This window comes from Cupriavidus metallidurans CH34, from assembly GCF_000196015.1.
Lineage (GTDB): Bacteria > Pseudomonadota > Gammaproteobacteria > Burkholderiales > Burkholderiaceae > Cupriavidus > Cupriavidus metallidurans.
In genome coordinates, this window is the sequence record NC_007973.1 from 169,962 (window position 1) to 192,462 (window position 22,501).

24 protein-coding genes and 1 riboswitch are annotated in these 22,501 nt (G+C 65.9%); of the genes, 18 read left to right on the forward strand and 6 right to left on the reverse strand.

Annotation, left to right across the window (positions count from 1 at the left end):
- Positions 1-43 precede the first annotated feature (43 nt).
- The 6 genes from thiC (at position 44) to RMET_RS00850 (ending at position 6,080) form a co-directional block, all read left to right on the forward strand.
- The gene (gene thiC, locus RMET_RS00825; protein ID WP_175582377.1) at positions 44-1,927 is read left to right on the forward strand and encodes a phosphomethylpyrimidine synthase ThiC; all 1,884 of its coding nucleotides are present in this window, start codon (positions 44-46) and stop codon (positions 1,925-1,927) included.
- 176 nt (positions 1,928-2,103) lie between these two features.
- On the forward strand, positions 2,104-3,315 hold the full coding sequence (locus RMET_RS00830; RefSeq protein WP_227874052.1) for an FAD-dependent oxidoreductase: 1,212 nt from the start codon (positions 2,104-2,106) through the stop codon (positions 3,313-3,315).
- Positions 3,316-3,328: 13 nt separating this feature from the next.
- Positions 3,329-3,526 carry a sulfur carrier protein ThiS gene (thiS, locus tag RMET_RS00835; protein WP_011515076.1) on the forward strand — a complete coding sequence of 66 codons (198 nt, stop codon included), beginning with the start codon at positions 3,329-3,331 and terminating at the stop codon, positions 3,524-3,526.
- Positions 3,527-3,533: 7 nt separating this feature from the next.
- Positions 3,534-4,382, forward strand: coding sequence for a thiazole synthase (locus tag RMET_RS00840; RefSeq protein WP_008648498.1), 849 nt, complete (start codon positions 3,534-3,536; stop codon positions 4,380-4,382).
- Complete coding sequence (locus tag RMET_RS00845; protein WP_011515077.1) at positions 4,379-5,509, forward strand: thiamine phosphate synthase; 1,131 nt, start codon at positions 4,379-4,381, stop codon at positions 5,507-5,509. The genes RMET_RS00840 and RMET_RS00845 overlap by 4 nt, the downstream gene beginning before the upstream one ends.
- A gap of 136 nt (positions 5,510-5,645) precedes the next feature.
- Positions 5,646-6,080, forward strand: coding sequence for a PaaI family thioesterase (locus tag RMET_RS00850; RefSeq protein ID WP_008648494.1), 435 nt, complete (start codon positions 5,646-5,648; stop codon positions 6,078-6,080).
- Here RMET_RS00850 and RMET_RS00855 read toward each other — a convergent pair.
- Positions 6,077-6,520 (reverse strand): PGDYG domain-containing protein, encoded by a 444-nt coding sequence (locus RMET_RS00855; protein WP_011515078.1) that lies wholly within the window; start codon positions 6,518-6,520, stop codon positions 6,077-6,079. The genes RMET_RS00850 and RMET_RS00855 overlap by 4 nt on opposite strands.
- Positions 6,521-6,540: 20 nt before the next feature.
- The gene (gene thiD / locus RMET_RS00860) at positions 6,541-7,371 is read right to left on the reverse strand and encodes a bifunctional hydroxymethylpyrimidine kinase/phosphomethylpyrimidine kinase (RefSeq protein ID WP_011515079.1); all 831 of its coding nucleotides are present in this window, start codon (positions 7,369-7,371) and stop codon (positions 6,541-6,543) included.
- 85 nt (positions 7,372-7,456) lie between these two features.
- A riboswitch (S-adenosyl-L-homocysteine riboswitch) is annotated at positions 7,457-7,530 on the forward strand.
- Positions 7,531-7,668: 138 nt separating this feature from the next.
- Here thiD and ahcY point away from each other — a divergent pair.
- The 5 genes from ahcY to RMET_RS00885 all read left to right on the forward strand — a co-directional run bounded on the left by ahcY (position 7,669) and on the right by RMET_RS00885 (position 11,667).
- On the forward strand, positions 7,669-9,087 hold the full coding sequence (gene ahcY, locus RMET_RS00865; RefSeq protein WP_008641860.1) for an adenosylhomocysteinase: 1,419 nt from the start codon (positions 7,669-7,671) through the stop codon (positions 9,085-9,087).
- 133 nt (positions 9,088-9,220) lie between these two features.
- A complete protein-coding gene (locus RMET_RS00870; protein ID WP_011515080.1) occupies positions 9,221-9,568 on the forward strand; it encodes a phage holin family protein in 348 nt (115 codons plus the stop codon).
- Between the two features lie 47 nt (positions 9,569-9,615).
- A complete protein-coding gene (gene metF / locus RMET_RS00875; protein WP_011515081.1) occupies positions 9,616-10,446 on the forward strand; it encodes a methylenetetrahydrofolate reductase [NAD(P)H] in 831 nt (276 codons plus the stop codon).
- 6 nt (positions 10,447-10,452) lie between these two features.
- Positions 10,453-10,815 (forward strand): TfoX/Sxy family protein, encoded by a 363-nt coding sequence (locus RMET_RS00880; RefSeq protein ID WP_011515082.1) that lies wholly within the window; start codon positions 10,453-10,455, stop codon positions 10,813-10,815.
- Between the two features lie 51 nt (positions 10,816-10,866).
- On the forward strand, positions 10,867-11,667 hold the full coding sequence (locus RMET_RS00885; RefSeq protein WP_011515083.1) for a Mut7-C RNAse domain-containing protein: 801 nt from the start codon (positions 10,867-10,869) through the stop codon (positions 11,665-11,667).
- A 5-nt stretch (positions 11,668-11,672) separates the two neighbouring features.
- Here RMET_RS00885 and RMET_RS00890 read toward each other — a convergent pair whose 3' ends face one another.
- Entirely contained in the window at positions 11,673-12,281 is a 609-nt protein-coding gene (locus RMET_RS00890; RefSeq protein ID WP_035821843.1) for a 5-formyltetrahydrofolate cyclo-ligase, read from the reverse strand.
- Between the two features lie 138 nt (positions 12,282-12,419).
- Between RMET_RS00890 and RMET_RS00895 the strand changes: the two genes are divergently transcribed.
- From RMET_RS00895 to RMET_RS00910, 4 genes are all read left to right on the forward strand, one after another.
- The gene (locus RMET_RS00895; RefSeq protein ID WP_011515085.1) at positions 12,420-14,387 is read left to right on the forward strand and encodes a lytic transglycosylase domain-containing protein; all 1,968 of its coding nucleotides are present in this window, start codon (positions 12,420-12,422) and stop codon (positions 14,385-14,387) included.
- A gap of 100 nt (positions 14,388-14,487) precedes the next feature.
- Positions 14,488-15,510, forward strand: a complete 1,023-nt coding sequence (locus tag RMET_RS00900) for a complex I NDUFA9 subunit family protein (protein WP_011515086.1) — start codon at positions 14,488-14,490, stop codon at positions 15,508-15,510.
- 168 nt (positions 15,511-15,678) lie between these two features.
- A complete protein-coding gene (locus RMET_RS00905; protein WP_011515087.1) occupies positions 15,679-16,368 on the forward strand; it encodes a glutathione S-transferase family protein in 690 nt (229 codons plus the stop codon).
- A gap of 3 nt (positions 16,369-16,371) precedes the next feature.
- Positions 16,372-17,616, forward strand: a complete 1,245-nt coding sequence (locus tag RMET_RS00910; RefSeq protein WP_011515088.1) for a multifunctional CCA addition/repair protein — start codon at positions 16,372-16,374, stop codon at positions 17,614-17,616.
- A gap of 40 nt (positions 17,617-17,656) precedes the next feature.
- Here the strand turns inward: RMET_RS00910 and RMET_RS00915 are convergent, their stop codons facing one another.
- Both RMET_RS00915 and RMET_RS00920 read right to left on the reverse strand, forming a co-directional pair.
- Positions 17,657-17,851: a DUF2905 domain-containing protein gene (locus RMET_RS00915; RefSeq protein WP_008641842.1), complete on the reverse strand. Its 195-nt coding sequence runs from the start codon at positions 17,849-17,851 to the stop codon at positions 17,657-17,659.
- A 25-nt stretch (positions 17,852-17,876) separates the two neighbouring features.
- Positions 17,877-19,073 carry a class I SAM-dependent methyltransferase gene (locus RMET_RS00920; protein WP_011515089.1) on the reverse strand — a complete coding sequence of 399 codons (1,197 nt, stop codon included), beginning with the start codon at positions 19,071-19,073 and terminating at the stop codon, positions 17,877-17,879.
- Positions 19,074-19,107: 34 nt separating this feature from the next.
- Here RMET_RS00920 and RMET_RS00925 point away from each other — a divergent pair, with 34 nt between their 5' ends.
- The 3 genes from RMET_RS00925 (at position 19,108) to ttcA (ending at position 21,388) form a co-directional block, all read left to right on the forward strand.
- A complete protein-coding gene (locus RMET_RS00925) occupies positions 19,108-19,908 on the forward strand; it encodes an SDR family oxidoreductase (protein WP_011515090.1) in 801 nt (266 codons plus the stop codon).
- 21 nt (positions 19,909-19,929) lie between these two features.
- Positions 19,930-20,328, forward strand: a complete 399-nt coding sequence (locus RMET_RS00930) for a dihydroneopterin aldolase (RefSeq protein ID WP_008641837.1) — start codon at positions 19,930-19,932, stop codon at positions 20,326-20,328.
- 115 nt (positions 20,329-20,443) lie between these two features.
- Positions 20,444-21,388, forward strand: a complete 945-nt coding sequence (ttcA, locus tag RMET_RS00935; RefSeq protein WP_011515091.1) for a tRNA 2-thiocytidine(32) synthetase TtcA — start codon at positions 20,444-20,446, stop codon at positions 21,386-21,388.
- Positions 21,389-21,417: 29 nt separating this feature from the next.
- On the opposite strand, the gene RMET_RS00940 is transcribed toward ttcA, so the two are convergent.
- Positions 21,418-22,272 carry a DUF6279 family lipoprotein gene (locus tag RMET_RS00940; protein WP_227874053.1) on the reverse strand — a complete coding sequence of 285 codons (855 nt, stop codon included), beginning with the start codon at positions 22,270-22,272 and terminating at the stop codon, positions 21,418-21,420.
- Positions 22,273-22,501 lie beyond the last annotated feature (229 nt).

Consider the following 22,501-nt stretch of genomic DNA (forward strand, 5'->3'; position numbering starts at 1 on the left):
CACAGGGCTCCTGGTTTCGTCCATCCCCGCATGAGAGAGGACGATACCCATGGCCCGTACTGCCCCCGCTGCTTCGTTTGAATCGCTCGAAAGCGATCTCGACCAGAAATTCGCCTACCCGGCTTCCAGCAAGACCTATATCACCGGCAGCCGGCCGGACATCCGCGTGCCGCTGCGCACGATCCTGCAGACCGCCACGCGCACCGAGAAGGGCGAGATGGCGAACCCGCCGATTCCCGTCTATGACACCTCGGGACCGTACAGCGATCCGGACGTGCATATCGACCTGAAGGCCGGCCTGCCGCCCGTCCGCGCCAAGTGGATCGAAGAGCGCAACGACACCGAGGTGCTGACTGGCCTGTCGTCGGAGTACGGCCTGGCACGCGCCAATGACCCCGCCACGGCACACCTGCGCTTCGCGCAACTGACGAACCCGCGCCGCGCCAAGGCCGGCGCGAACGTGTCGCAGATGCACTACGCACGCAAGGGCATCATCACGCCCGAAATGGAATACGTGGCGCTGCGCGAATCGCTGAACCTGCAGGCGCTCTACGACAAGCCCGAGTACAAGGCGCTGCTGCGACAGCATCCGGGCAACGCCCTGGGCGCCGCTCTGCCGCTGCGTCCGGAAGACATGACGCCGGAATTCGTGCGCCGCGAAGTGGCCGCCGGCCGCGCCATCATTCCGGCCAACATCAACCACACGGAACTGGAGCCGATGGCGATCGGCCGCAACTTCCGCGTCAAGATCAACGGCAACCTGGGCAATTCGGCGGTGACGTCGTCGCTGGCCGAGGAAGTGGAAAAGATGGTGTGGTCGATCCGCTGGGGCGCCGACACCATCATGGATCTGTCCACCGGCAAGCACATCCACGAAACGCGCGAGTGGATCCTGCGCAACTCGCCGGTGCCCATCGGCACGGTGCCCATCTACCAGGCGCTGGACAAGACCGGCGGTATCGCCGAGGACCTGACCTGGGAGATGTTCCGCGACACGCTGATCGAGCAGGCAGAGCAGGGCGTGGACTACTTCACGATCCACGCCGGCGTGCTGCTGCGCTACGTGCCGATGACGGCCGACCGCGTGACCGGCATCGTCTCGCGCGGTGGTTCGATCATGGCCAAGTGGTGCCTGGCGCACCACAAGGAAAATTTCCTGTACACGCACTTCGACGAGATCTGCGAAATCATGAAGGCGTACGACGTGTCGTTCAGCCTGGGTGATGGTCTGCGTCCGGGCTGTATCGCCGATTCGAACGATGACGCCCAGTTCGGCGAACTGCGCACGCTTGGCGAACTGACCGCCAAGGCGTGGGAGCACGACGTGCAGGTGATGATCGAAGGCCCGGGCCACGTGCCGCTGCAGCGCATCCAGGCCAACATGGACGAAGAGCTCAAGCACTGCTACGAAGCGCCGTTCTACACGCTGGGACCGCTGGTCACCGACATCGCGCCGGGCTACGACCACATCACCAGCGGCATTGGCGCCGCCAACATCGGCTGGATGGGCACCGCGATGCTGTGCTACGTCACGCCGAAGGAGCACCTGGGCCTGCCGGACAAGGAAGACGTGCGCGAGGGCATCATCACGTACAAGATCGCCGCGCACGCCGCCGACCTGGCCAAGGGCTGGCCCGGCGCGCAGCTCCGCGACAACGCGCTGTCCAAGGCGCGCTTCGAGTTCCGCTGGGAAGACCAGTTCAACCTCGGTCTCGATCCCGAGCGCGCGCGTTCGTTCCACGACGCCACGCTGCCGGCCGAAGGCGCCAAGATCGCCCACTTCTGCTCGATGTGCGGGCCGAAGTTCTGCTCGATGAAGATCACGCAGGAAGTGCGCGACTACGCGGCATCGCTGCCGGAAGCCGAACGCGGAATGCAGGAGAAGTCGATTGAGTTCGTGAAGACGGGCTCGAAGATCTACTCGTAAGCCGCTATCTGCGCCGACGTGCAGACGGGTGCGGCCCTTGTGGCCGCGCCCGGCAGTATCCGCAGTACCCGTAGCACCTGAGTCCCGCGCGCGGCGCCCCCACGCGGCGCGGCGGTATTCACCCAACCGGAGGCCGGACGGCACATACCTTTCTCATGCCGCCGGCAAACAATCTCATGACAGCAGTACAGTCCTTCGATGTCGCCATCCTCGGTGCCGGCCTGGCCGGGCGGTTATCCGCCTGGCAGCTCGTGCGTGCCGGCGCCCGCGTGGCGCTGATCGAGCGTGGCGGACCCGACGGCAGCGGCTCGGCCGCGCATGTGGCGGCGGCCATGCTGGCGCCGCTGGCGGAATCGGCGATTGCCGAGCGCCGCATCGTCGATCTCGGCATGACCAGCGTCGATCTCTGGCGTACCTGGATCGGCGAATTGCCAGAGCCCGTGTTCTTCCAGGAGGACGGCACGCTGGTGGTCTGGCACGCGCGTGACCGCAGCGAGGTGTCGCTGTTCACGGGGCGTATGCGTGCCGTGGCGCCGCCCGATCTGGTGCAGCAACGCCTGCGCGCGCTCGACGGCGAAGGCGTAGGCCAGATCGAGCCGGCCTTGGCGGGGCGCTTTCCGCAAGGCCTGCTGCTGCAGGGTGAAGGGCAGCTCGACAACCGAGGCGCGATGCACGCGCTGCTGAACTGCGCCGTGACCGAGGGCTTGCACTGCGTCTGGGAGGCCGGTGACATCGATGCCGACGCCTTGCCCGCGCTGGGTATTCGCGCTGGCGTGGTGCTCGACTGCCGCGGCCTGGGCGCGCGCGCCGCATGGACCAATGCGTCCGCGGGCGGCGAGACCGCGCTGCCGGGCCTGCGCGGCCTGCGCGGCGAAGTTGTGCGCGTCCACGCGCCGGATGTGAAGCTGCATCGCCCGGTGCGACTGCTGCATCCGCGCTACCCGATCTATATCGCTCCGAAGCCGAACGATCTCTACGTGATCGGCGCCACGGAACTCGAAAGCGAGGACGAATCGCCAATGAGCGTGCGTTCCGCGCTCGAACTGCTCTCGGCCGCGCATTCGCTGCATCCAGCGTTCGGCGAGGCGCGCGTGCTCGAACTCAATGTCCAGCGGCGGCCAACCCGCCCCGACCATCTGCCGGCGATTCGCGTCGACCAGCAGGCACGCGTCGTGCGAGTCAACGGACTCTATCGACATGGCTGGCTGATCGCGCCGGCCGTGACGGAGGCTGCGTGTGCCGTCGTGCGCGCGATGCTCGGCGGTGACCCCGCCGCGCACGCGGTGCCAGCCGCGTTGCGCTGGCCCGGCATGATCGAAGCCGTGCAGGAGCGTGGCACCGCGATGCTATCGGCTAGGGCCGGGGCCGGCAGCGGCCTGCTGCACTAATCAGACAGACACCATGGAAATCCTGCTCAATGGCCGACCGACCGAGTTGCCCGAAGCCGCCACGCTGGCGGACGCGGTGACGGCGGCGGCCATCGCGCCGCCGTTCGCCGCCGCGGTGAACGGCCAGTTCGTCCCGCGCACCCGCCATGCGGCCACGCTGTTGGCCGCGGGCGACCAGATCGATCTCGTGCAACCCGTGACGGGAGGCTAAGTCCCTTATGACATTCGAACCAACTGAAACCCTGCGCGATCCGTTCGTGCTGTACGGGGAATCGTTCGCGTCGCGCCTGCTGCTCGGCACGGCACGCTACCCGTCCCCCGCCACGCTGCAGGCGGCCGTGGAAGCCTCGCGTCCGGCCATGATCACGGTGGCGCTGCGCCGTCAGACCGCCGTGGGCAGCGGTGATGGCCAGACGCTCGGCGGCGAGACCTTCTGGCAGATGCTGCGCACGCTGGGCGTGCCGGTGCTGCCCAATACCGCCGGCTGCTTCACGGCGCAGGAAGTGATCACCACGGCGATGATGGCCCGCGAGGTATTCGAGACCGACTGGATCAAGCTGGAACTGATCGGCGACGACTACACGCTGCAGCCCGACACGCTCAACATGCCTGCCGTGGCCGAGACGCTGGTCAAGGAAGGCTTCAAGGTGCTGCCGTACTGCACCGAGGACCTCGTGCTGTGTCGCCGCCTGCTAGACGTCGGTTGCCAGGCGCTGATGCCGTGGGCTGCCCCGATCGGCACAGGCCGTGGCGCGGTGAACCCGCACGCGATGCGCACGCTGCGCGACCGTCTGCCCGACACCCCGCTGATCGTCGATGCCGGCCTCGGCCTGCCGTCGCATGCGGCGCAGGTGCTGGAGTGGGGCTACGACGGTGTGCTGCTCAATACGGCCGTGGCCCAGTCCGCGTATCCGGTGAACATGGCGCGCGCGTTCGCGCTGGCCGTGGAAGCCGGGCGCACCGCCTACCTGGCCGGCCCGATGCCCGAGCGCGAGGTGGCCCAGGCCAGCACGCCTGTGGTGGGGATGCCGTTCTGGCACGCCGAAGGCGCGGAGGACCGCGCATGACACGTCAGGGTGTTGCCGCGGCCATCGACGCCGCGCTGTTCGATGACTTGATGGCGCGTTACGCCGCGATGTTTGGCCGTGACGAAACGCCATGGCGCATCTGGTCGGCGGCGAATGCTCCCGCCGCGCTCGATCGCCATGACGTGGTGCTGTCCGATGGCGAGGCCACGGGGGATCTGATCGATCGCGTGGTGGCCGCCGATGCTGTGCTGATCGAATCGGAGCGCGAAGGCGGCCGCTGGATCGACACCGTGCGCTCGCCGATGGGTACCTGGGTGCTCGACGTGCGGGCCGACGACGACACGCCGCATTCGGCCGCGTTCGTGGCCGTGCTGCGCGCCGCGTTGTCGCTGCACTTTCCGGCGCACGACGCCCTGTGCATTGCCCGCGCCTGGCTGCCGGGCGCCACGGCCTGGCCGAACGATTTCGCGCGCTTTCCGCAGGTGCGACATGCGGCGCTGGTGCCGCCGGGCCAGACCGCGCAGCCCTTCGCGCCTTGTCCGCCGGATCTCGGTCTCTATGCCGTGATGCCGAGCGCGGCGTGGATCGAGACGCTCGTGCCGCTGGCCGTGCCGACCGTGCAGCTGCGCTTCAAGTCTGGCGATGCCGACGCGGTGAAGCATGAAGTGGCACGCGCCGCGAAGGCCGCCAAGGGTTCGCAGTCGCGCCTGTTCATCAACGATCACTGGCGTGTGGCGATCGATCACCACGCAGCTTGCGGTGGCGACAGCGGCATCTACGGGATTCATCTCGGGCAGGAGGATCTGGACGACGCCGACCTCGACGCGATCCGCGCGTCGGGCCTGCGCCTCGGGGTGTCCACGCACGGCTATGCGGAAATGCTGCGCGTGGCCGCGATCTCGCCGAGCTACCTCGCGCTTGGCGCGATCTTCCCGACCACCACCAAGGTCATGCCAACCCAGCCGCAGGGCATGGGCCGCTTCCAGTCCTACGTGGCGTTAATGCAGCCTGTGATCCCGTCGCTGGTCGGCATCGGCGGGGTGAACGCAGGCAACATGGGGGAAGTGCTTGCGGTGGGCGTCGGCAGCGCTGCCGTGGTGCGTGCGATCACGGAAGCCAGCGATGTGCCGGCGGCGGTGGCGGGGCTCAACGCCTTGTTTGCCTGATCCGGACGTAGACTTTGGGCGCTGACCGGCCAGCCCGGCTGGTGGCGCCCGGCAATTGCGCATATCCTCTTTCGCTCACCATTAAAGGACTGAGGTTCCGCACTACGGAACGGAACCCTGCAGAGAGGAAACAGCAGTGAACGAGATCATCCCCGCCGCACCGGGCACCCCCGATAAGCCTTACTTCGGCATTGACATTCCGTTGATGCGCCTGCTGGGCCTGCAGCCCGTGCATATGGAAGAGGGTCTGTGCCGCACGCGTCTGCCGGCCAATCCAAACGTGGTGAACAGCCGGGGCGATGTGCATGGCGGCACCCTGATGGCGGTGCTCGACTTCACGCTGAGCGGTGCGGCACGGTCTCATGCCCCGCTGGAGACCGGCGTCATCACGATCGACATGTCCACGCATTTCCTGTCCGCCGCACGCGGCGAGCTGACGTTCGAGGCGCGCATCATGCGTCGTGGCGCCAAGATCGCGTTCTGCGAAGGTGAGGCACGCGACGCGACGGGCACGCTCTGCTGCGTGGCCCGTGCATCGTTCAAGCTCGTGAAGCTGGTCGGCGGCGATTAATCTTTCGGACCGTCCGCCGGACGGTACACCGCTTCAAATCGCGCGCGCTCGGTGATGCCATAGTCGCCGGGCGCGTATTGCATCAGCCAGTCGCCCGGCTTGCCGGTCAGCACATCGCCGCCGGTCGAACGCGCAATCGCGAATGCGTGCGTCATCTCCTTGGCCAGCACCGGCACCGGCTTGTTGCGATAGGGGCCGGACTCGCCATGGGCGTTCGGCCCCACCGCCACATACCGTGGGTCGAAGCGCCCGCGCGAAACCACCCAGCGATCGCCGGTGGCGCCGGTCACGATCGCGTCGCCCGGCTGATAGCGGTTTGGGCCCTCGCGGCTGATCAGTTCTCCCGGCTCGGTGGCAAAGGCCACCTGCACCGTTTCATCCTTGACGTACCAGTTGGCGGCGCGGTCTTCGCGCAGGTCGATGTTGGTCAGTGTCTGCATGGTTTTCGCGATGCTCGCGATCAGCCCAGCGCGCGCGGCGCGAAGCTGTGATTGAGGGGGCCGTTGCCGTCGCCAAGGCGCAGCCGGGCGCCCGAGCGGATGGCTTGCGCGACGAAGTCGAGCGCGGCGGCGACCGCATCGGGCAGCGCATCGCCCCGGGCGAGCTGCGCCGCGATGGCGGCGGCCAGCGTGCAGCCGGTGCCGTGCAGGTTCGGCGTATCGACGCGCGGATGGGTGTAGACGCGCACGGTGCCGTCGGCCAGCATCAGCAGGTCGTCCAGGCCCAGGCTGCCGGGCCCGTCATCTTCCAGATGGCCGCCCTTGAGCAGCACCGCCTTGCAACCGAGCGCAAGCAGGTCTGCTGCGGCCGCCTCCATTTCGGCGCGGCGCGTGATGCGGCGGCCCAGCAGGTATGACGCCTCAGGCAGGTTCGGCGTGACCAGCATCGCGCGCGGAAACAGCAGTTTCACCATCGCCTGGCTGGTCGCGTCGTCGGACAGCGTGGCGCCCGAGGTCGAAATCATCACCGGGTCCACCACAAGCTTGCGGATGCCATGCCGATCCACCGCCCCGGCCACGGCCTCGACGATCGCGGCCGTTCCCAGCATGCCGGTCTTGGCCGCGTCCACGCCGATGTCGCTGGCCACGGCGTCGATCTGCGCGGCCACCATCTCGGCAGGTATGGCGTGGACGCCGGTCACGCCGAGCGTGTTCTGAGCCGTGATCGCGGTGATCGCGCTCATGCCGAAACATCCCAGTGCCGCGAACGTCTTCAGATCGGCCTGGATACCGGCCCCGCCTCCGGAGTCGGATCCGGCGATGGTCAGGGTGCGGGGTGGCGTGGGGAGCATGTGCAAGGTGAGGAGAGACGGAGAAAGACCGGAAAAATGTGCCTGTTCACGCCGCAAGGCGCGGACAGGCACGCTACAATACCGCCACTCCGAGGAGCGTTGCAACGGATGGCCTCGCCTTCCGCCAGGCTCGGAATGTTTCAACGGCGCTCGCAGTTCCGTGGTTCGCACGGACGCGAGTCGACCTGTCCGCCCGCCATGCCAAGTGCTGGCGCGGCCATCGGCACCCCATCGGGGCTGCCGTCATCTTGTCGCCCTCCCGTTTCTTGCGTGACCACTTCAACTACGGAGTGACGTATGAACGCAGTGACCGACCTGAAGCAAGACTACATCGTGGCCGATATCGGCCTGGCCGGCTGGGGCCGCAAGGAAATCGCCATCGCCGAGACCGAAATGCCCGGTCTGATGGCCATTCGCGACGAATTCGCCGCCGCGCAGCCGCTCAAGGGCGCGCGCATCGCCGGTTCGCTGCACATGACGATCCAGACCGCCGTGCTGATCGAAACGCTCAAGGCACTGGGCGCCGACGTGCGCTGGGCCTCATGCAACATCTTCTCGACGCAGGATCACGCCGCCGCCGCCATCGCCGCGTCGGGCACGCCCGTGTTCGCCTTCAAGGGCGAATCGCTGAAGGAATACTGGGACTTCACGCACCGCATCTTCGACTGGGCCGACGGCGGCACGCCGAACATGATCCTGGACGATGGCGGCGACGCCACGCTGCTGCTGCACCTGGGTGCCCGCGCCGAAAAGGATGCGTCGCTGATCGCCAAGCCGACCAGCGAGGAAGAAACCTTCCTGTTCGCGGCCATCAAGGAAAAGCTGGCCAAGGATTCGACCTGGTACAGCCGCAACCTGGCCGCCATTCGCGGCGTGACCGAGGAAACGACCACCGGCGTGCACCGCCTGTACCAGATGGCGCAAAAGGGTGAACTGAAGTTCCCGGCCATCAACGTCAACGACTCGGTGACCAAGAGCAAGTTCGACAACCTCTACGGCTGCCGCGAATCGCTGGTGGACGGCATCAAGCGCGCCACCGACGTGATGATCGCCGGCAAGATCGCCGTGGTTGCCGGTTACGGCGACGTGGGCAAGGGCAGCGCCCAGGCTCTGCGCGCGCTGTCCGCGCAAGTGTGGGTGACCGAGATCGATCCGATTTGCGCGCTGCAAGCCGCCATGGAAGGCTACCGCGTGGTGACGATGGACTACGCCGCCGAGCACGGTGACATCTTCGTGACCTGCACCGGCAATTACCACGTGATCACGCACGACCACATGGCCAAGATGAAGGACCAGGCCATCGTCTGCAACATTGGCCACTTCGACAACGAAATCGACATCGCATCGGTCGAGAAGTACGAATGGGACGAGATCAAGCCGCAGGTTGACCACGTCAAGTTCCCGGACGGCAAGAAAATCATCATCCTGGCCAAGGGCCGTCTGGTGAACCTGGGCTGTGCCACGGGCCACCCGTCGTACGTGATGAGCAGCTCGTTCGCCAACCAGACGATCGCCCAGATCGAACTGTGGGCCGAACGTGACAGCGGCAAGTACCCGGTTGGCGTGTACGTGCTGCCGAAGCATCTGGACGAGAAGGTCGCGCGCCTGCAGCTCCGGAAGCTGAACGCGCAACTGACCGAGCTGACCGAGCAGCAGGCGGCCTACATCGGCGTGAAGAAGGAAGGCCCGTACAAGGCCGACCACTACCGCTACTGATCGGCCACGGCTCTCGCCCCCGGCGCGGCTCCCCGCTCCCGCGCGGGAGCGGGGAGCCGCGCCGGCCGTGCGACACGGCGTCATCAAGACCGTGCACAATTAGTGTCATCCAACCAAAAACAAAGGAGTTGCAATGAGACTGTTGGCCGTATGGATCATCAATGCCGCAGCGCTGTTCCTGGTGGGCTACCTGATCAGCGGGGTCCATCTTGGCAGCTTCGGCTCCGCCATGATTGCCGCGCTGGTGCTGGGCCTCGTCAATGCGCTGATTCGACCGATCCTCGTCATCCTGACGCTTCCGGTCACGCTGCTGACGCTGGGCCTGTTCATCTTCGTCATCAACGCGCTGCTGTTCCTGTTCGTGGGCAACCTGCTGCAGGGATTCGTCGTGGACGGTTTTGGTCCGGCGCTGCTTGGCTCGATCTTGTACAGCGTGATTGCGTGGATCCTGGCCAGCGTGCTGCTGGGCGAGCGCAACTGACGCGTTGAGACTCTTTTTCTGGGCGCCGCCACGGCGGCGTGCCAACCATGACTGATCGTTACTTCAGCTTCGAATTCTTCCCGCCCAAGACGGCGGAGGGCGCGGAGAAACTGCGCAATACGCGCGCGCAGCTTGCGCCGCTGCAGCCCAAGTACATCTCGGTGACGTTCGGCGCCGGCGGTACCACGCAGCAGGGCACGCTCGATGCCGTGCTGGAGATCCAGCGCGAAGGTATCGAGGCCGCGCCGCACTTGTCCTGCGTGGGCTCCACGCGCGACAGCATCCGGCAGATTCTCCAGACCTATCGCGATGGCGGCATCCGCCACATCGTGGCCCTGCGCGGCGATATGCCGTCGGGCATGGGCGAGATCGGCGAGTTCCGCTATGCCAACGAACTCGTCGAGTTCATCCGCGCGGAAACCGGTGACTGGTTCAACATCGAAGTGGCCGCCTATCCCGAGTACCACCCGCAGGCCCGTTCGCCGCGTCACGACCTGGAAAACTTCGTGCGCAAGGTCAAGGCCGGCGCGGACTCGGCGATCACGCAGTACTTCTTCAACGCCGATGCGTACTTCCGCTTCGTCGACGACGTGCGCGCGATGGGCGTGGAAGTGCCGATCGTGCCCGGCATCATGCCGATCACGAACTACTCTCAGCTGATGCGCTTTTCCGAGATGTGCGGCGCCGAAGTGCCGCGCTGGGTGGCCAAGCGGCTCGAGTCGTTCGGCGATGACAAGGAAGCAATCCGCGCCTTCGGCCTGGACGTGGTGACCGACCTGTGCACGCGCCTGCTCGAAGCGGGCGTGCCGGGCCTGCACTTCTACACGCTCAACGCCGCCGGCGCGACCAAGGCGATCTGGCAGCGCCTGAAGCTGTAATCCCCGATGCCCGCCGCGCGCCGCCCGGACCCATTCGTCGAGCACCTGCTCGAGCTGATGACGCCGCTGGCGGCCAACATCGGGGCCATCGCGGCCAAGCGGATGTTCGGCGGGCATGGCCTGTTCTACGATGGCCTGATGTTCGCGCTCATCAGTGACGGCCAGTGTTTCCTGAAGGCCGATGACGTCACGCTGGCGCGCTTCGAGGCCGAGGGCAGCGAGCCGTTCCGGTATCAGTCCGCGCGCCGCGAGGTGACGATGCGTCACTACCTGAGCCTGCCAGCCGCATGCCTGGAATCGCCCGCAGCGATGACACCGTGGGCGCGCATGGCCGTGGAAGCCGCGTTGCGTCTGGGCAACGCACGCTGACGACCTGGCCACTTGGTCACTGGCGTGGCCGTTGGTGTCATACTCGGCGGCATGGTCACCGCCACATTCCGTTTCTACGAGGAACTGAACGACTTCCTGGCGCCGGCACAACGTCGCCGGGATCTGTCGTGCCCCTGCGCGCGCGCCGCCACGGTCAAGCACATGATCGAAGCGCTGGGCGTGCCGCATACCGAGGTGGAGCTGATTCTCGTCAACGGCGAGTCGTCGCCGTTCGAGCGCATCGTGTGCGACGGCGACCGCATCGCGGTCTATCCAAAATTCGAATCGTTCGATATCGCGCCGCTGCTACGTGTCCGCGAGCAACCGCTGCGCGAAATCCGCTTCGTGGCGGACGCCCATCTCGGCGGCCTGGCGCATCTGCTGCGCATGACCGGCTTCGATACGCTCTACGACAACCACTTTGAAGATTGCGAGATCGCCCGCATCGCCTCGGACGAAAAGCGCATCGTACTGACCCGCGACCGCGAACTGCTCAAGCGCCGCGGCATCACCCACGGCTGCTACGTGCGGGCGATCCGGTCGTCATTGCAGGTCAGGGAGATCTTTTCCAGACTGGACCTGGCTCGCAGCGCCAGGCCATTCTCGCTCTGCCTCGATTGCAACGTGCCCCTGCGTCGTATTGGCAAGACCGATGTGGATGGGCGCGTGCCGGAAGGGGTGTTCGAGCGCCACGAGCATTTCGTCACCTGCCCGCATTGCCACCGCGTGTTCTGGGAAGGATCGCACTGGCGCAAGATGCGGACGCTGGTGGAGGAGCTGATGAGCGCCCAGGCCGACCAGGTGGCCCCAGATGGTTCTGGTAGCTCAGGTAGCTCAGGTGGCCCTGGTTGAAATAGCTAGCGCGCCCCTAGTTCCGTGACCAGCCAGTCCATCGGCAGGTCATGTGACGCTGCCTGCAGCGGCGCCTCGCACGCGGCAAAGCCGATCCCGATCGCTATCGGCGTGGCGTTCGCGGCAGCCATGGCCGCCAGCGTGCGGTCGTAGAAGCCGCCGCCGTATCCGAGGCGGAACTTATTGGCGCTGAATCCGACACATGGAATGAGCAGCGCGTCGGGCGTCACGGCGCCGGTGCCATCGGGCACCGGAATGCCGTACTGGCCGACGCGCATTGTTGTGTCTGGCGTCCAGGCATGGAAATCGAGCGGTGCGGCGGCCCGGCTCACGACGGGCAGGGCGGCCACGCGGCCGGGCATGGCGGCCAGCCATCGGGCCACGGTGTCGCGTGCGTCGAATTCCTGCTGGATCGGCCAGTAGAACCCCAGTCGTTGCACGCCGAGACGTTCGAGCAGTGGCGCGAGCGCTGCCGCGATCTGTGCATCCGCCGTCTCTCGATCGGGTAGCGCGGCGCGCAGCGCGAGCAGCCGGCGGCGCAGGGCGCGACGGTCCTCAGGGGCCGTGAAATAAAGGCTGTCCGGCCCGTTGTCCGGTGCTTGGTTTGGCGGCATGGCGTGCAATAATGGCCATCGAACAGACATTTGAAAACAATGCTGGACGCGCAAATGAAGATGCGCGCCGGTGGTACGAATCACGAATCCTGCGTGCCTGTCGCGTGACAGGCGCGCACCCAACAAGGAATACCAAGAATGCCGAAGGGAGTATATCTGCGCCGTGCCGGGCGCTTCGCCTGGCTTGCGTTCGCAGGTGCGCTGCTGGCTACCCCAGTCTACGCGCAGAAACGTACGGCGACGCCCCAGAAAGCGGTACAGCAGCAACCGGCCGCCCTGACGATTCCGTCGGACCCGGACGATGCCTTCGTCGCGCTGCGCGAGGCCGCCCGCAAGAATGACGCGGACCGCGCCGCGGCCATCTCGGCCACGCTGGTCGACTATCCGATTCCGTCGTACGTCGAATACTTCCGCATCAAGTCGCAGATGTTCGACTCGAGCGGCCAGCCCCTGATCGATACGCCGGATGCCGAGATCAGCGCGTTCCTGCAACGCTACCAGGGCGAGGCGATTGCCGACCGGATGCGCAATGACTGGCTGCTGGTGCTGGGCAAGAAGCGCGACTGGGCCAACTTCGATGTCCAGTATCCGCAGTTCGTGCTGAAGGACGATACGCAGGTGGAGTGCTACGCGCTGCTGTCGCGCGCGCTCAAGGGCCAGAACGTGGCCGCCGATGCGCGTGCGATGCTGGTCGATCCGCGCTACTACGGCGACGGCTGTGTCGACCTGATCAGCTACATGGCGCAGAGCCAGCAGATCCAGCGCGGCGACGTGGCTTTCCAGGCACGCCAGGCGCTGGAGCAGAACTACACGACGCTGGCCGGCAAGATCGCCGCAGCGTTGCCCGATGCGCGCGTGGATGGCGATTCGCTGGCCACCGTGGTCAAGATGGCACGTAATGATCCCTCGCAGGCCGCCGCCTACATGGGCACGATCTCGGGCAACCTGTCGCGCGACGAGCAGGGTGCGGCCTGGGGCGTGATTGGCCAGTTCGCGGCCAAGAAGCTGATGCCGGAGGCTGCCGGCTACTACCGTCGCCAAATGGACCTGGGCGGTAACCAGTGGCTGTCCGATGAGTCGCAGGAATGGCGCGTGCGGGCCGCGTTGCGTCAGGGCGACTGGAAGCAGGTGCGCCAGTCCATCGAATCGATGCGTCCCGAACTGCGTGCCAAGGATCCGGCATGGACGTACTGGTACGCGCGCGCGCTCAAGGCCGATGGCCGTGGCAGCGATGCCCAGCAGCAGTTCCAGTCGATCGCCGGCCAGTTCAATTTCTATGGCCAGCTGGCCAGCGAGGAACTGGGCAACCGCATCACGATTCCGACGCGGACCACGGTCAGCGATGCCGAGGCGATGGCGATGCGCTCGCGCGCCGGCTTCACGCGCGCCAAGAAGTTCTATGACCTGAACCTGCGCTTCGAAGGCAACCGCGAGTGGAACTGGGAACTGCGCGGCATGAACGATCGTGACCTGCTGGCCGCGGCCGAGTACGCGCGCAAGATCGAACTGCTCGACCGTACCGTCAACACGTCCGACCGCACCAAGGCCGAGCACGATTTCACGCAGCGCTTCCCGATGCCGTACCGGGACATCATGCAGCGTGCCACGGACGATGTCGGCCTCGACATGGCATGGGCCTATGGCCTGATCCGTCAGGAATCGCGCTTCATCATGAATGCGCGTTCGTCGGCGGGCGCGCATGGCCTGATGCAGGTGATGCCGGCCACGGCCAAGTACGTCGCGCGCAAGATCGGCATGACCGATTTCTCGCCGTCGATGATGGGAGACCCCAACATCAACATCATGCTCGGCACCAACTACATGAGCATGGTGCTGACCGATCTGGACAGCTCCTGGACGCTGGCGTCCGCCGGCTACAACGCCGGTCCGGGACGGCCCAAGGCGTGGCGTACCAGCCTGTCGCGACCGGTGGAAGGCGCGATCTTTGCAGAGACGATCCCGTTCACCGAGACGCGGAACTACGTGAAGAATGTGCTTTCGAACGCCACGTACTATGCTGCTTTAATGAGTGGCCGGCCCCAGTCCCTGAAAGACCGTCTGGGAATGGTCGCGCCGTCAGCGGTTACGACGACCAGCCTCCCCTGAGCCTGACGAGGCACTCTCGCACTCAGACGGAGGCGGTGGGCCCCGTGGCCACGGACGCGCGCATCGATGCCTGCGTAACGTGTTCGTCACGGAGCCCACCATGCAGACCAGCAATGTTCTTGTCATCGGGGGCGCCGGTTTTATCGGCAGCCACCTGATTTCCCGCCTTGCCGGCGCAGCCACCGCCTCTGGCGCGCCGCTCGATCCGGCTTCCCATCCCGATAGTCCCATCGCGCCCGAACGCATTATCGTCGGCACGCGCAATGTCGAGCACGCCCAGCACCTGCTGCTGCTGCCGCGCGTCGAAGTGATCGAGCTTGGCCTGGCCGACGACGCAGTGCTCGACGACGCCATCGGCTCGCTTGGCGTCGACGGTATCGTCGTCAATCTGGTCGGCGTCCTGCATGGCGAGCGTGGCGACCCGTATGGGCCGCAGTTCGCCGCCGCGCATGTCGATCTGCCGCGCCAGGTCGTCGAGTCCTGCAAGCGCACTGGCGTTCGCAGGCTGCTTCATATGAGCGCGCTCGGCGCCGATCCACAAGGACCGTCGATGTATCTGCGCAGCAAGGGCGATGGCGGGCGGATCGTGCGCGAAAGCGGGCTCGACTGGACGATCTTCCGTCCGTCTGTCGTATTCGGTCCCGACGACCATTTCCTGAACCTGTTCGCCCAGTTGCAGCAGATGGCGCCGGTGGTGCCGCTGGCGTGCGCCCATGCGCGGTTCCAGCCGGTGTTCGTGCTGGACGTGGTGCAGGCCTTCGTCAATGCGATGGTCCATCCCGAAACGATCGGGCAGGTCTACGAGCTTGGCGGTCCGCAGGTCTACACGCTCGAGGAACTCGTCCGCTTTGCCGGCCGCGCGTCGGGGCATCCCCGTCCCGTCATCGCGCTACCCGACGCGCTCGCGCGGATGCAGGCGGCCGTGCTCGAACACGTGCCCGGTGGCACGGTGCTGTCGCGCGACAATCTCGACTCGATGCGGCTGGACAACGTGCTGGCGCACCCGATGGCGGCCGAGCTTGGCGTGCGCCCGGTCAGCCTGGAAGTCGTGATGACCGACGTGCTGTCAGGCCGCAACCGCGACAGCGCGCTGCAGTTCATGCGGGGCAGCGTGCATCGATGACCGGGGCTCGCTCCTGATCGATGTGATTGTGGCTCACACGCTTGCGAGCGTAATTCGCTTGGAACGCGCCCCGCGAGGTCGATAGAATGACCGGTTCGGGGCGCGCGCGTCGCTTTCCGCACGTTCACCGCCCGAAAACCTTTTCGACCCTCGCCCCAAGGATCTGCGATGAAGCTCGTCATCGGCAACAAGAACTACTCTTCCTGGTCGCTGCGCCCCTGGCTGTTGCTGCGCCACGCCGGCATTGCCTTCGAGGAAATCGCGGTACGTCTGTTCACAAAGGAGTTCGCGGCCGAGATCGCGCGTTATTCGCCGGCTGGCAAGGTGCCGGCGCTGATCGATGGCGACGTGACCGTATGGGATTCGCTGTCGATCAGCGAATATGTCGCCGAACGCTTTCCGGAGAAGGCCCTGTGGCCGAAGGACGCCGCCGCGCGCGCGCTGGCGCGTTCGATCTGCGCCGAGATGCATTCCGGGTTTGGCAACCTGCGCAGCCAGATGCCGATGAACGTGACGGCAATGCTGCCGGGGCTGGGCTGGAACGTCGCCGTGCAGCGTGACATCGACCGCATCGCGTCGATCTGGACCGATCTTCGCACGCGCTACGCGTCCGAAGGTCCGTTCCTGTTCGGCAGCTTTACGATTGCCGACGCGTTCTACGCGCCGATAGTCAGCCGCTTTGCCACCTACGGCGTGCATCTGCCCGAATCCGCCAAGGCGTACGCGGACTTCGTGCTGGCGCTGCCCGCGATGCAGGAATGGGCGGCGGCGGCACGCGAGGAACGGGACTTTGTCCCGGCCGATGAACCGTATCGCACCGAGCCGGATCGTCCGGACGCGATCATCGTTTCGGGTTGATTCATGCAGGTGTACGCAGTGGGCGGCGCCGTCCGCGACCAGTTGCTCGGAAAGCCGAGCCAGGACCGTGACTACGTGGTGGTGGGCGCCACGCCCGCGGACATGGAGGCCGCCGGCTTCAAGCCGGTGGGCAAGGATTTCCCCGTTTTCCTCCATCCGCACACCAAGGCCGAGTACGCGCTGGCGCGGACCGAACGCAAGACCGCGGTCGGCTACAAGGGCTTTGCCTTCTATACCGGCGCCGACGTGACCCTGGAAGAGGACCTCGTCCGGCGCGACCTGACCATCAACGCGATGGCCCAGGCGGTGGACGAGCATGACAACCTCGTCGGCCCGGTGATCGACCCCTATGGCGGCCAGAAGGACCTGGCCGCGCGCAAATTCCGCCACGTGTCCGACGCCTTCGCCGAGGATCCGGTGCGTATCCTGCGCGTGGCGCGTTTCGCGGCGCGCTTTCACGAATTCACGGTGGCGCCGGAGACCGTCGCGCTGATGCGCAAGATCGTCGACGCGGGCGAGGTGGATGCGCTGGTGCCCGAGCGCGTCTGGCAGGAACTGTCTCGCGGGTTGATGGAGGCAAAGCCGTCACGCATGTTCGACGTGCTGCGCGAATGCGGCGCGCTGGCCCACCTGCTGCCGGAACTCGATCGCCTATGGGGCGTGCCCCAGCGCCCGGAATATCATCCCGAAGTCGATACCGGCGTGCACGTGATGATGGTGATCGACTACGCGGCCAGCGTCGGCGCATCGCTGCCGGTGCGCTTCGCCGCGATGGCGCACGACCTCGGCAAGGGCACCACGCCCGAGGACATGCTGCCCCGGCACATCGGCCACGAGCAACGTGGCGTCAAATTGCTCGAAGCCATCTGCCAGCGCCTGCGCGTGCCGAACGATTGCCGTGAGCTGGCCCTGGTGGTGGCGCGCGAGCACGGCAATATCCATCGCAGCACGGAGTTCGGCGCGGCGGCACTGACGCGGCTGGTCGAGCGTTGCGACGCGCTGCGCAAGCCGGAGCGGTTCGCTGAGGCGCTGCTGGCCTGCGAGGCCGATGCGCGTGGACGCCTGGGTTTTGCGGATAAGGACTACCCGCAGGCGGATCGCCTGCTAGCTGCGCGTGACGCGGCGGCATCCGTGGACGCCGGCGCGATTGCCAAGGCTTGCGGGGACAAGGTCGATCAGATCAAGGACCGGGTGCACAAGGCCAGGGTGGCGGCGGTGGCGCAGCGGCTGGGAATGGCGGAGGAATAGGGGGCCAGACATAGGGGGCCAGACATAGGGGGCCGGCCCCCTACAGCAGCTTCCCGATCACCAGCGCCGCGAGCGACAACAGGATCGTCGACGCGAATGGCAGCACGTACTCGCGGCCGAACAACCGGAACCGGACATCGCCCGGCAGGCGTCCCAGCCCGATCTTCTGCAGCCACGGCAGCGAGGCTGACAGCACGATCACGCATAGAAAGATGGTGAACGTCCAGCGCAACATGGCGACCCGGGCTCCCTTAGTAGACTTAGAGTGCGAAGCTGCGGTCGCCGCGCGCGAAGCCGTCGAGCGGCATGGCGTCGTCGATGCCGCGGGTGAGGGCGATGACCTTGAACAGCTCACCCATCTCAGCTTCCGACAACAGTTTCTGCACCGCATTGGCCTGCGGCAGGAACGCGCGGGCATCGCTCGGGTCGAGCGACATCATAAGTTCCGTGATGCCGGCATTCATCAGGAAGCGCGCCTGCGAGGCGTAGCCGGACACTTGCAGGCCTGCCTCCACGCCCGCCTGGGCGATCCCGCTGAAATTCACGTGCGCGGTGATGTCCTGCAGTCCGGGGTAGAGGAACGGATCGGGGTGGGCGTGATGACGGTAATGGCACATCAGCGTGCCGCCGGTACGGTGCGGATGGTAGTACTCGGACGCCGGGAAGCCATAGTCGATAAAGAACGCTGCGCCGCGCGCCAGCAGCGCGCCCACGGCGCGGGTGAATCCTTCCGCTTCGGTATGGGTCTCGGTGACGATGTCGTGGTCGCCCGGAATCCCGAGCAGTACCGCAGGGATCGCGCCGTCCTCCAATGGCCGGTCTTCGAAGGCGAAGGCCTCGGCGCCCGCCTTTCCATCCTTCGCGCAGACCACGCCACGCTCGTGCCAGCGGCCGCCAGTACGCGCGTAGAGGCGCACCGGCATTGCATCGAGCACTTCGTTGCCGACCACCACACCCTCGAAGCGGTCCGGCAGGGCGTCCAGCCAGGTGACGCGCCCGGCCAGATGCGGGGCCCGCTGGTCCAGCGTGGCCTGCTGGCGCGCGCGCAGTTCACCGGACAGTTCAACGATCTGGTAGGTGTCTGGCAGCGCATCCTCGGTTTCGAGCGCGAGCAGCAGGTCGGCGGCGAGCCGGCCGGTGCCCGCGCCGAATTCCATGACCCGCGGCAGGTTCATTCTGACCAGCGGCGCGAACTGGCGTGCCAGCGTGCGAGCAAAGAATGGTGTCAGTTCGGGGGCGGTGATGAAGTCGCTGCCGTCGTTGACGTCGCGGCCGAACTTGGCCGCACCGCCACTGTAGTAGCCCAGCCGGGGGGCGTAGAGTGCCAGCGACATGAATCGGTCGAAGCCGATCCAGCCGCCCGCTGCGTCGATGGCGCCGGCAATACAGATGGAAAGGGCCGCGGAGGCGTCCAGCGCATCTGCGGAGGGAAGGGGTAGACTAGCGACTTTCTGCATACCGCGAATTGTAGCAATGCCAGATTCTCAGACTATGGGCACTTCACAGGCTTCGAGCGACAAATCTCGCGGCGTAGCGCTGGTCACCGGCGCCGCACGCCGCCTGGGTCGTGCCATCGCTCTCGAACTTGCCGCACAAGGCTGGGACGTTGCCGTTCACTGCAACCGCTCGCGCGACGAAGCGGACGCGCTGGCCACCCAGATCCGCGGCCTCGGTCGCCGCGCCGCCGTGCTGCAGGCCGACCTGTCGGATGAAGCCGCCACGGCCCGTTTGATTCCCGCCTGCATCGACGCCCTTGGCGTGCCGGCCTGCCTGGTCAACAACGCGTCGCTGTTCCAGTACGACGTGGCGACGAGCTTCTCCTATGGGTCGCTCGACACGCACATGCGCACCAACGTGGCGGCCCCGCTGCTGCTGGCGCGTGAGATGCACAAGGCGCTTGGCGCCGACGGCAACGAGACCGGGCAGCTCGGCGTTGTGATCAATCTGCTCGACCAGAAGCTGAACAACCTGAATCCAGATTTCCTGTCGTACACGCTGTCGAAGGCCGCGCTGCAGACTGCCACGGTGCAGCTTGCGCAGGCACTGGCGCCGCGTCTGCGGGTGGTGGGCGTCGCGCCCGGCATCACGCTGGTGTCCGGCGACCAGTCCGACCCGGGCTTTGTCCGCGCCCATGGGATGACGCCGCTGGGCAAGTCGTCCACGCCGGAAGACATCGCGCAGGCCGTGGCCTACCTGGCCGTGGCGCGCGCCGTTACCGGCACCACGTTGTACGTCGACGGAGGCCAGCACCTGATGCCGCTGGCCCGCGACGTGATGTTCCTTACTGAATAAGCTGTTTCTGATTTGCCAGCCATGACCTTTGCCGCCCTTTCCCATCCCAGCCTGCAAAACTGCCGTCGCATGTTCCTGCGCAACTATGAAGTGCAGATCAACATTGGCGTGCACGAATTCGAGAAGAAGGGCGAACAGCGCGTGCTCGTCAATATCGACCTGTTCGTGTCGCTGGCCGAGACCACGCCGCAGGCCGACAAGCTCGAGGAAGTGGTCGACTACGACTTCATGCGCAACACCGTGGCCGAGCGCATGGCGCGTGGCCATATCCACCTGCAGGAAACGCTGTGCGACGACGTGGCGCGTGCCATGCTGCAGCATCCGAAGGTGCGCGCCGTGCGCGTGTCGACCGAAAAACCGGACGTCTACCCGGATTGCGATGCCGTCGGCGTGGAAGTGTTCCACGTCAAGCCCGCCTGATCTGGCCGCTCTGCCCGAGCGGGACCGCGCAGCGCCGGGCGGTGGGCTCCAGTAGAATGTTGGCCCGTTGAAACCGGGCCATTGTTCAGCGCCCGTACTGATCCAGGTATGTCATATGAGTCACTCCGCTAACTTCTATCGTCTCGAAACCCGTCTGCAGTCGCTGACCGGCAAGGCCATCGGCGACTTCGGCATGATCGAAGACGGCGACACAGTGCTGGTCTGCATGAGTGGCGGCAAGGACTCCTACACGATGCTGTCGGTGCTGACGGCGCTTCAGAAACGGGCGCCGATCCAGTTCAAGCTGATCGCGATGAACCTGGACCAGAAGCAGCCCGGCTTTCCCGAGCATGTGCTGCCGGCATACCTGAAGTCACTCGGCGTGGAGTATGTGATCGTCGAGGCGGACACCTACTCGATCGTCAAGGAGAAGGTGCCCGAGGGCAAGACGACCTGCTCATTGTGCTCGCGCCTGCGCCGCGGCGTGATCTATCGCACGGCCAAGGAGCTGGGCGCCAACAAGATCGCGCTGGGCCATCACCGCGACGACATCGTCAACACGTTCTTCCTGAACATGTTCTTCGGCGGCAAGATGAAGGCGATGCCGCCGAAGCTGGCCACCGACGACGGCCAGCACATCGTGATCAGGCCGCTGGCGTACTGCGCGGAGAAGGACATCGCGTCGTATGCGCGTGCCATGGCGTTCCCGATTATCCCGTGCAACCTGTGCGGCTCGCAGGAAAACCTGCAGCGCAAGAAGGTGAGCGAAATGCTGCAGGCGTGGGAGCGCGAGAACCCGGGCCGGATCGACAACATCTTCGCGGCACTACGCAACGTGGTGCCGTCGCACCTGGCCGATACGGACCTGTTCCCGTTCACGGGGCTGGCTACCGGGTTGGCCAAGATCGACGAGGCATCGCTGTTCGGCGAGACCACGTTCACGCAGCAGGCGCTGACCTTCACGGGCAATGTCGAGGCGAACCGGATGGAGTTCGTGCGTTTCGACAAAATCCAGAAGGTCCAGGAGGCGCCGGAGCGAGCTTCGGAACCGTCGGCCTGACGCCTCCCCCCGCCTCCCCCAAAGGTTGGCTACTGTGACGCCCGCGTCGAGCGCCCGGGCTCGCGCATCAACGCCTGCACATCCTCGATCCATCCCTGGAAGCGCTTGACCGCGTGGGCCTTCTGTTCCGGCGTTGTCAGGTTGGCGATCGTCACCGTCAGGTTGATCCCCGCATCGGTACTCCGCTGCTGGCCCGTAGCCGGGCGCTGCCAGTCGTCGGCATAGTGGCGCAGCATCTCCTCGGCCTGGGCCTTGGGCGGGCGCGTCGTCGAGATCTCGCGCGCCAGCGCCACCCATTCCTGCTGGCGGCGCACGCGCTCGCTGTATCGGGCGTCGGCGTTCAGCATATAGGGCCCCATCGCGTCGCGGATGGCCTTCTCCTGGTCGCGCGAGAAGCTGCCATAGACCAGCTTGGTATAGTCCATGATCTTGTCGAAGCGGGCATCGGTGCGCGCGTCGGCATCGGAGCCGAGGAACTGCTTGCGATATTTCGTATTGCTCTCGGCGAACTTCGTCTCCATCCGTTTGATCTGGTCGGGCGATAGCGTGAGCATCAAATCTGCAAGGTCAGGAATCGTGTTCTCGTACGCCTGACGTCCCAGTCGCTGGCTGTCCTGCTGGGCCTGCCGGATCATCGCGATATCGACGGGTCCGGCCACCTCGCCCTTGACTCTCGCAAGGACCTTGGCAACTTCCGGAAGCTGCGAGCGCCGGTGCCACGCGAAGAATCGGGCGATGGCGTCGCGCGTTGGCACCTCCTGGGCATCCGAGACATCCACGTAGCGGTCCACCCACCAATAGGCGAGCCGGTCTCCCTGCTCGTAGCCCAGTTTCATGGCATTGCAACCGCCAAGTATCGCGACGAACGTGAGTGTTGTGATCACCACAAACACGCGACGTGACCAATTGTGAACAACGGTAACTCGACGTGATCGGGCCAGATCGGTCCGGGGGGGCATGCTAGAATCTGCGCGCATGTTTCCAGGGGTGGCGGATCGCCCGCCAGCCCAAGCGTGGCAAGGGTTTGGGCGCGGCCAGCCAGTTCGGTGCACGGCCGGACGCGGCGCTCCCAGGCACGGATTCTCCAGCTTATTCTCAGACACACTCACTTAG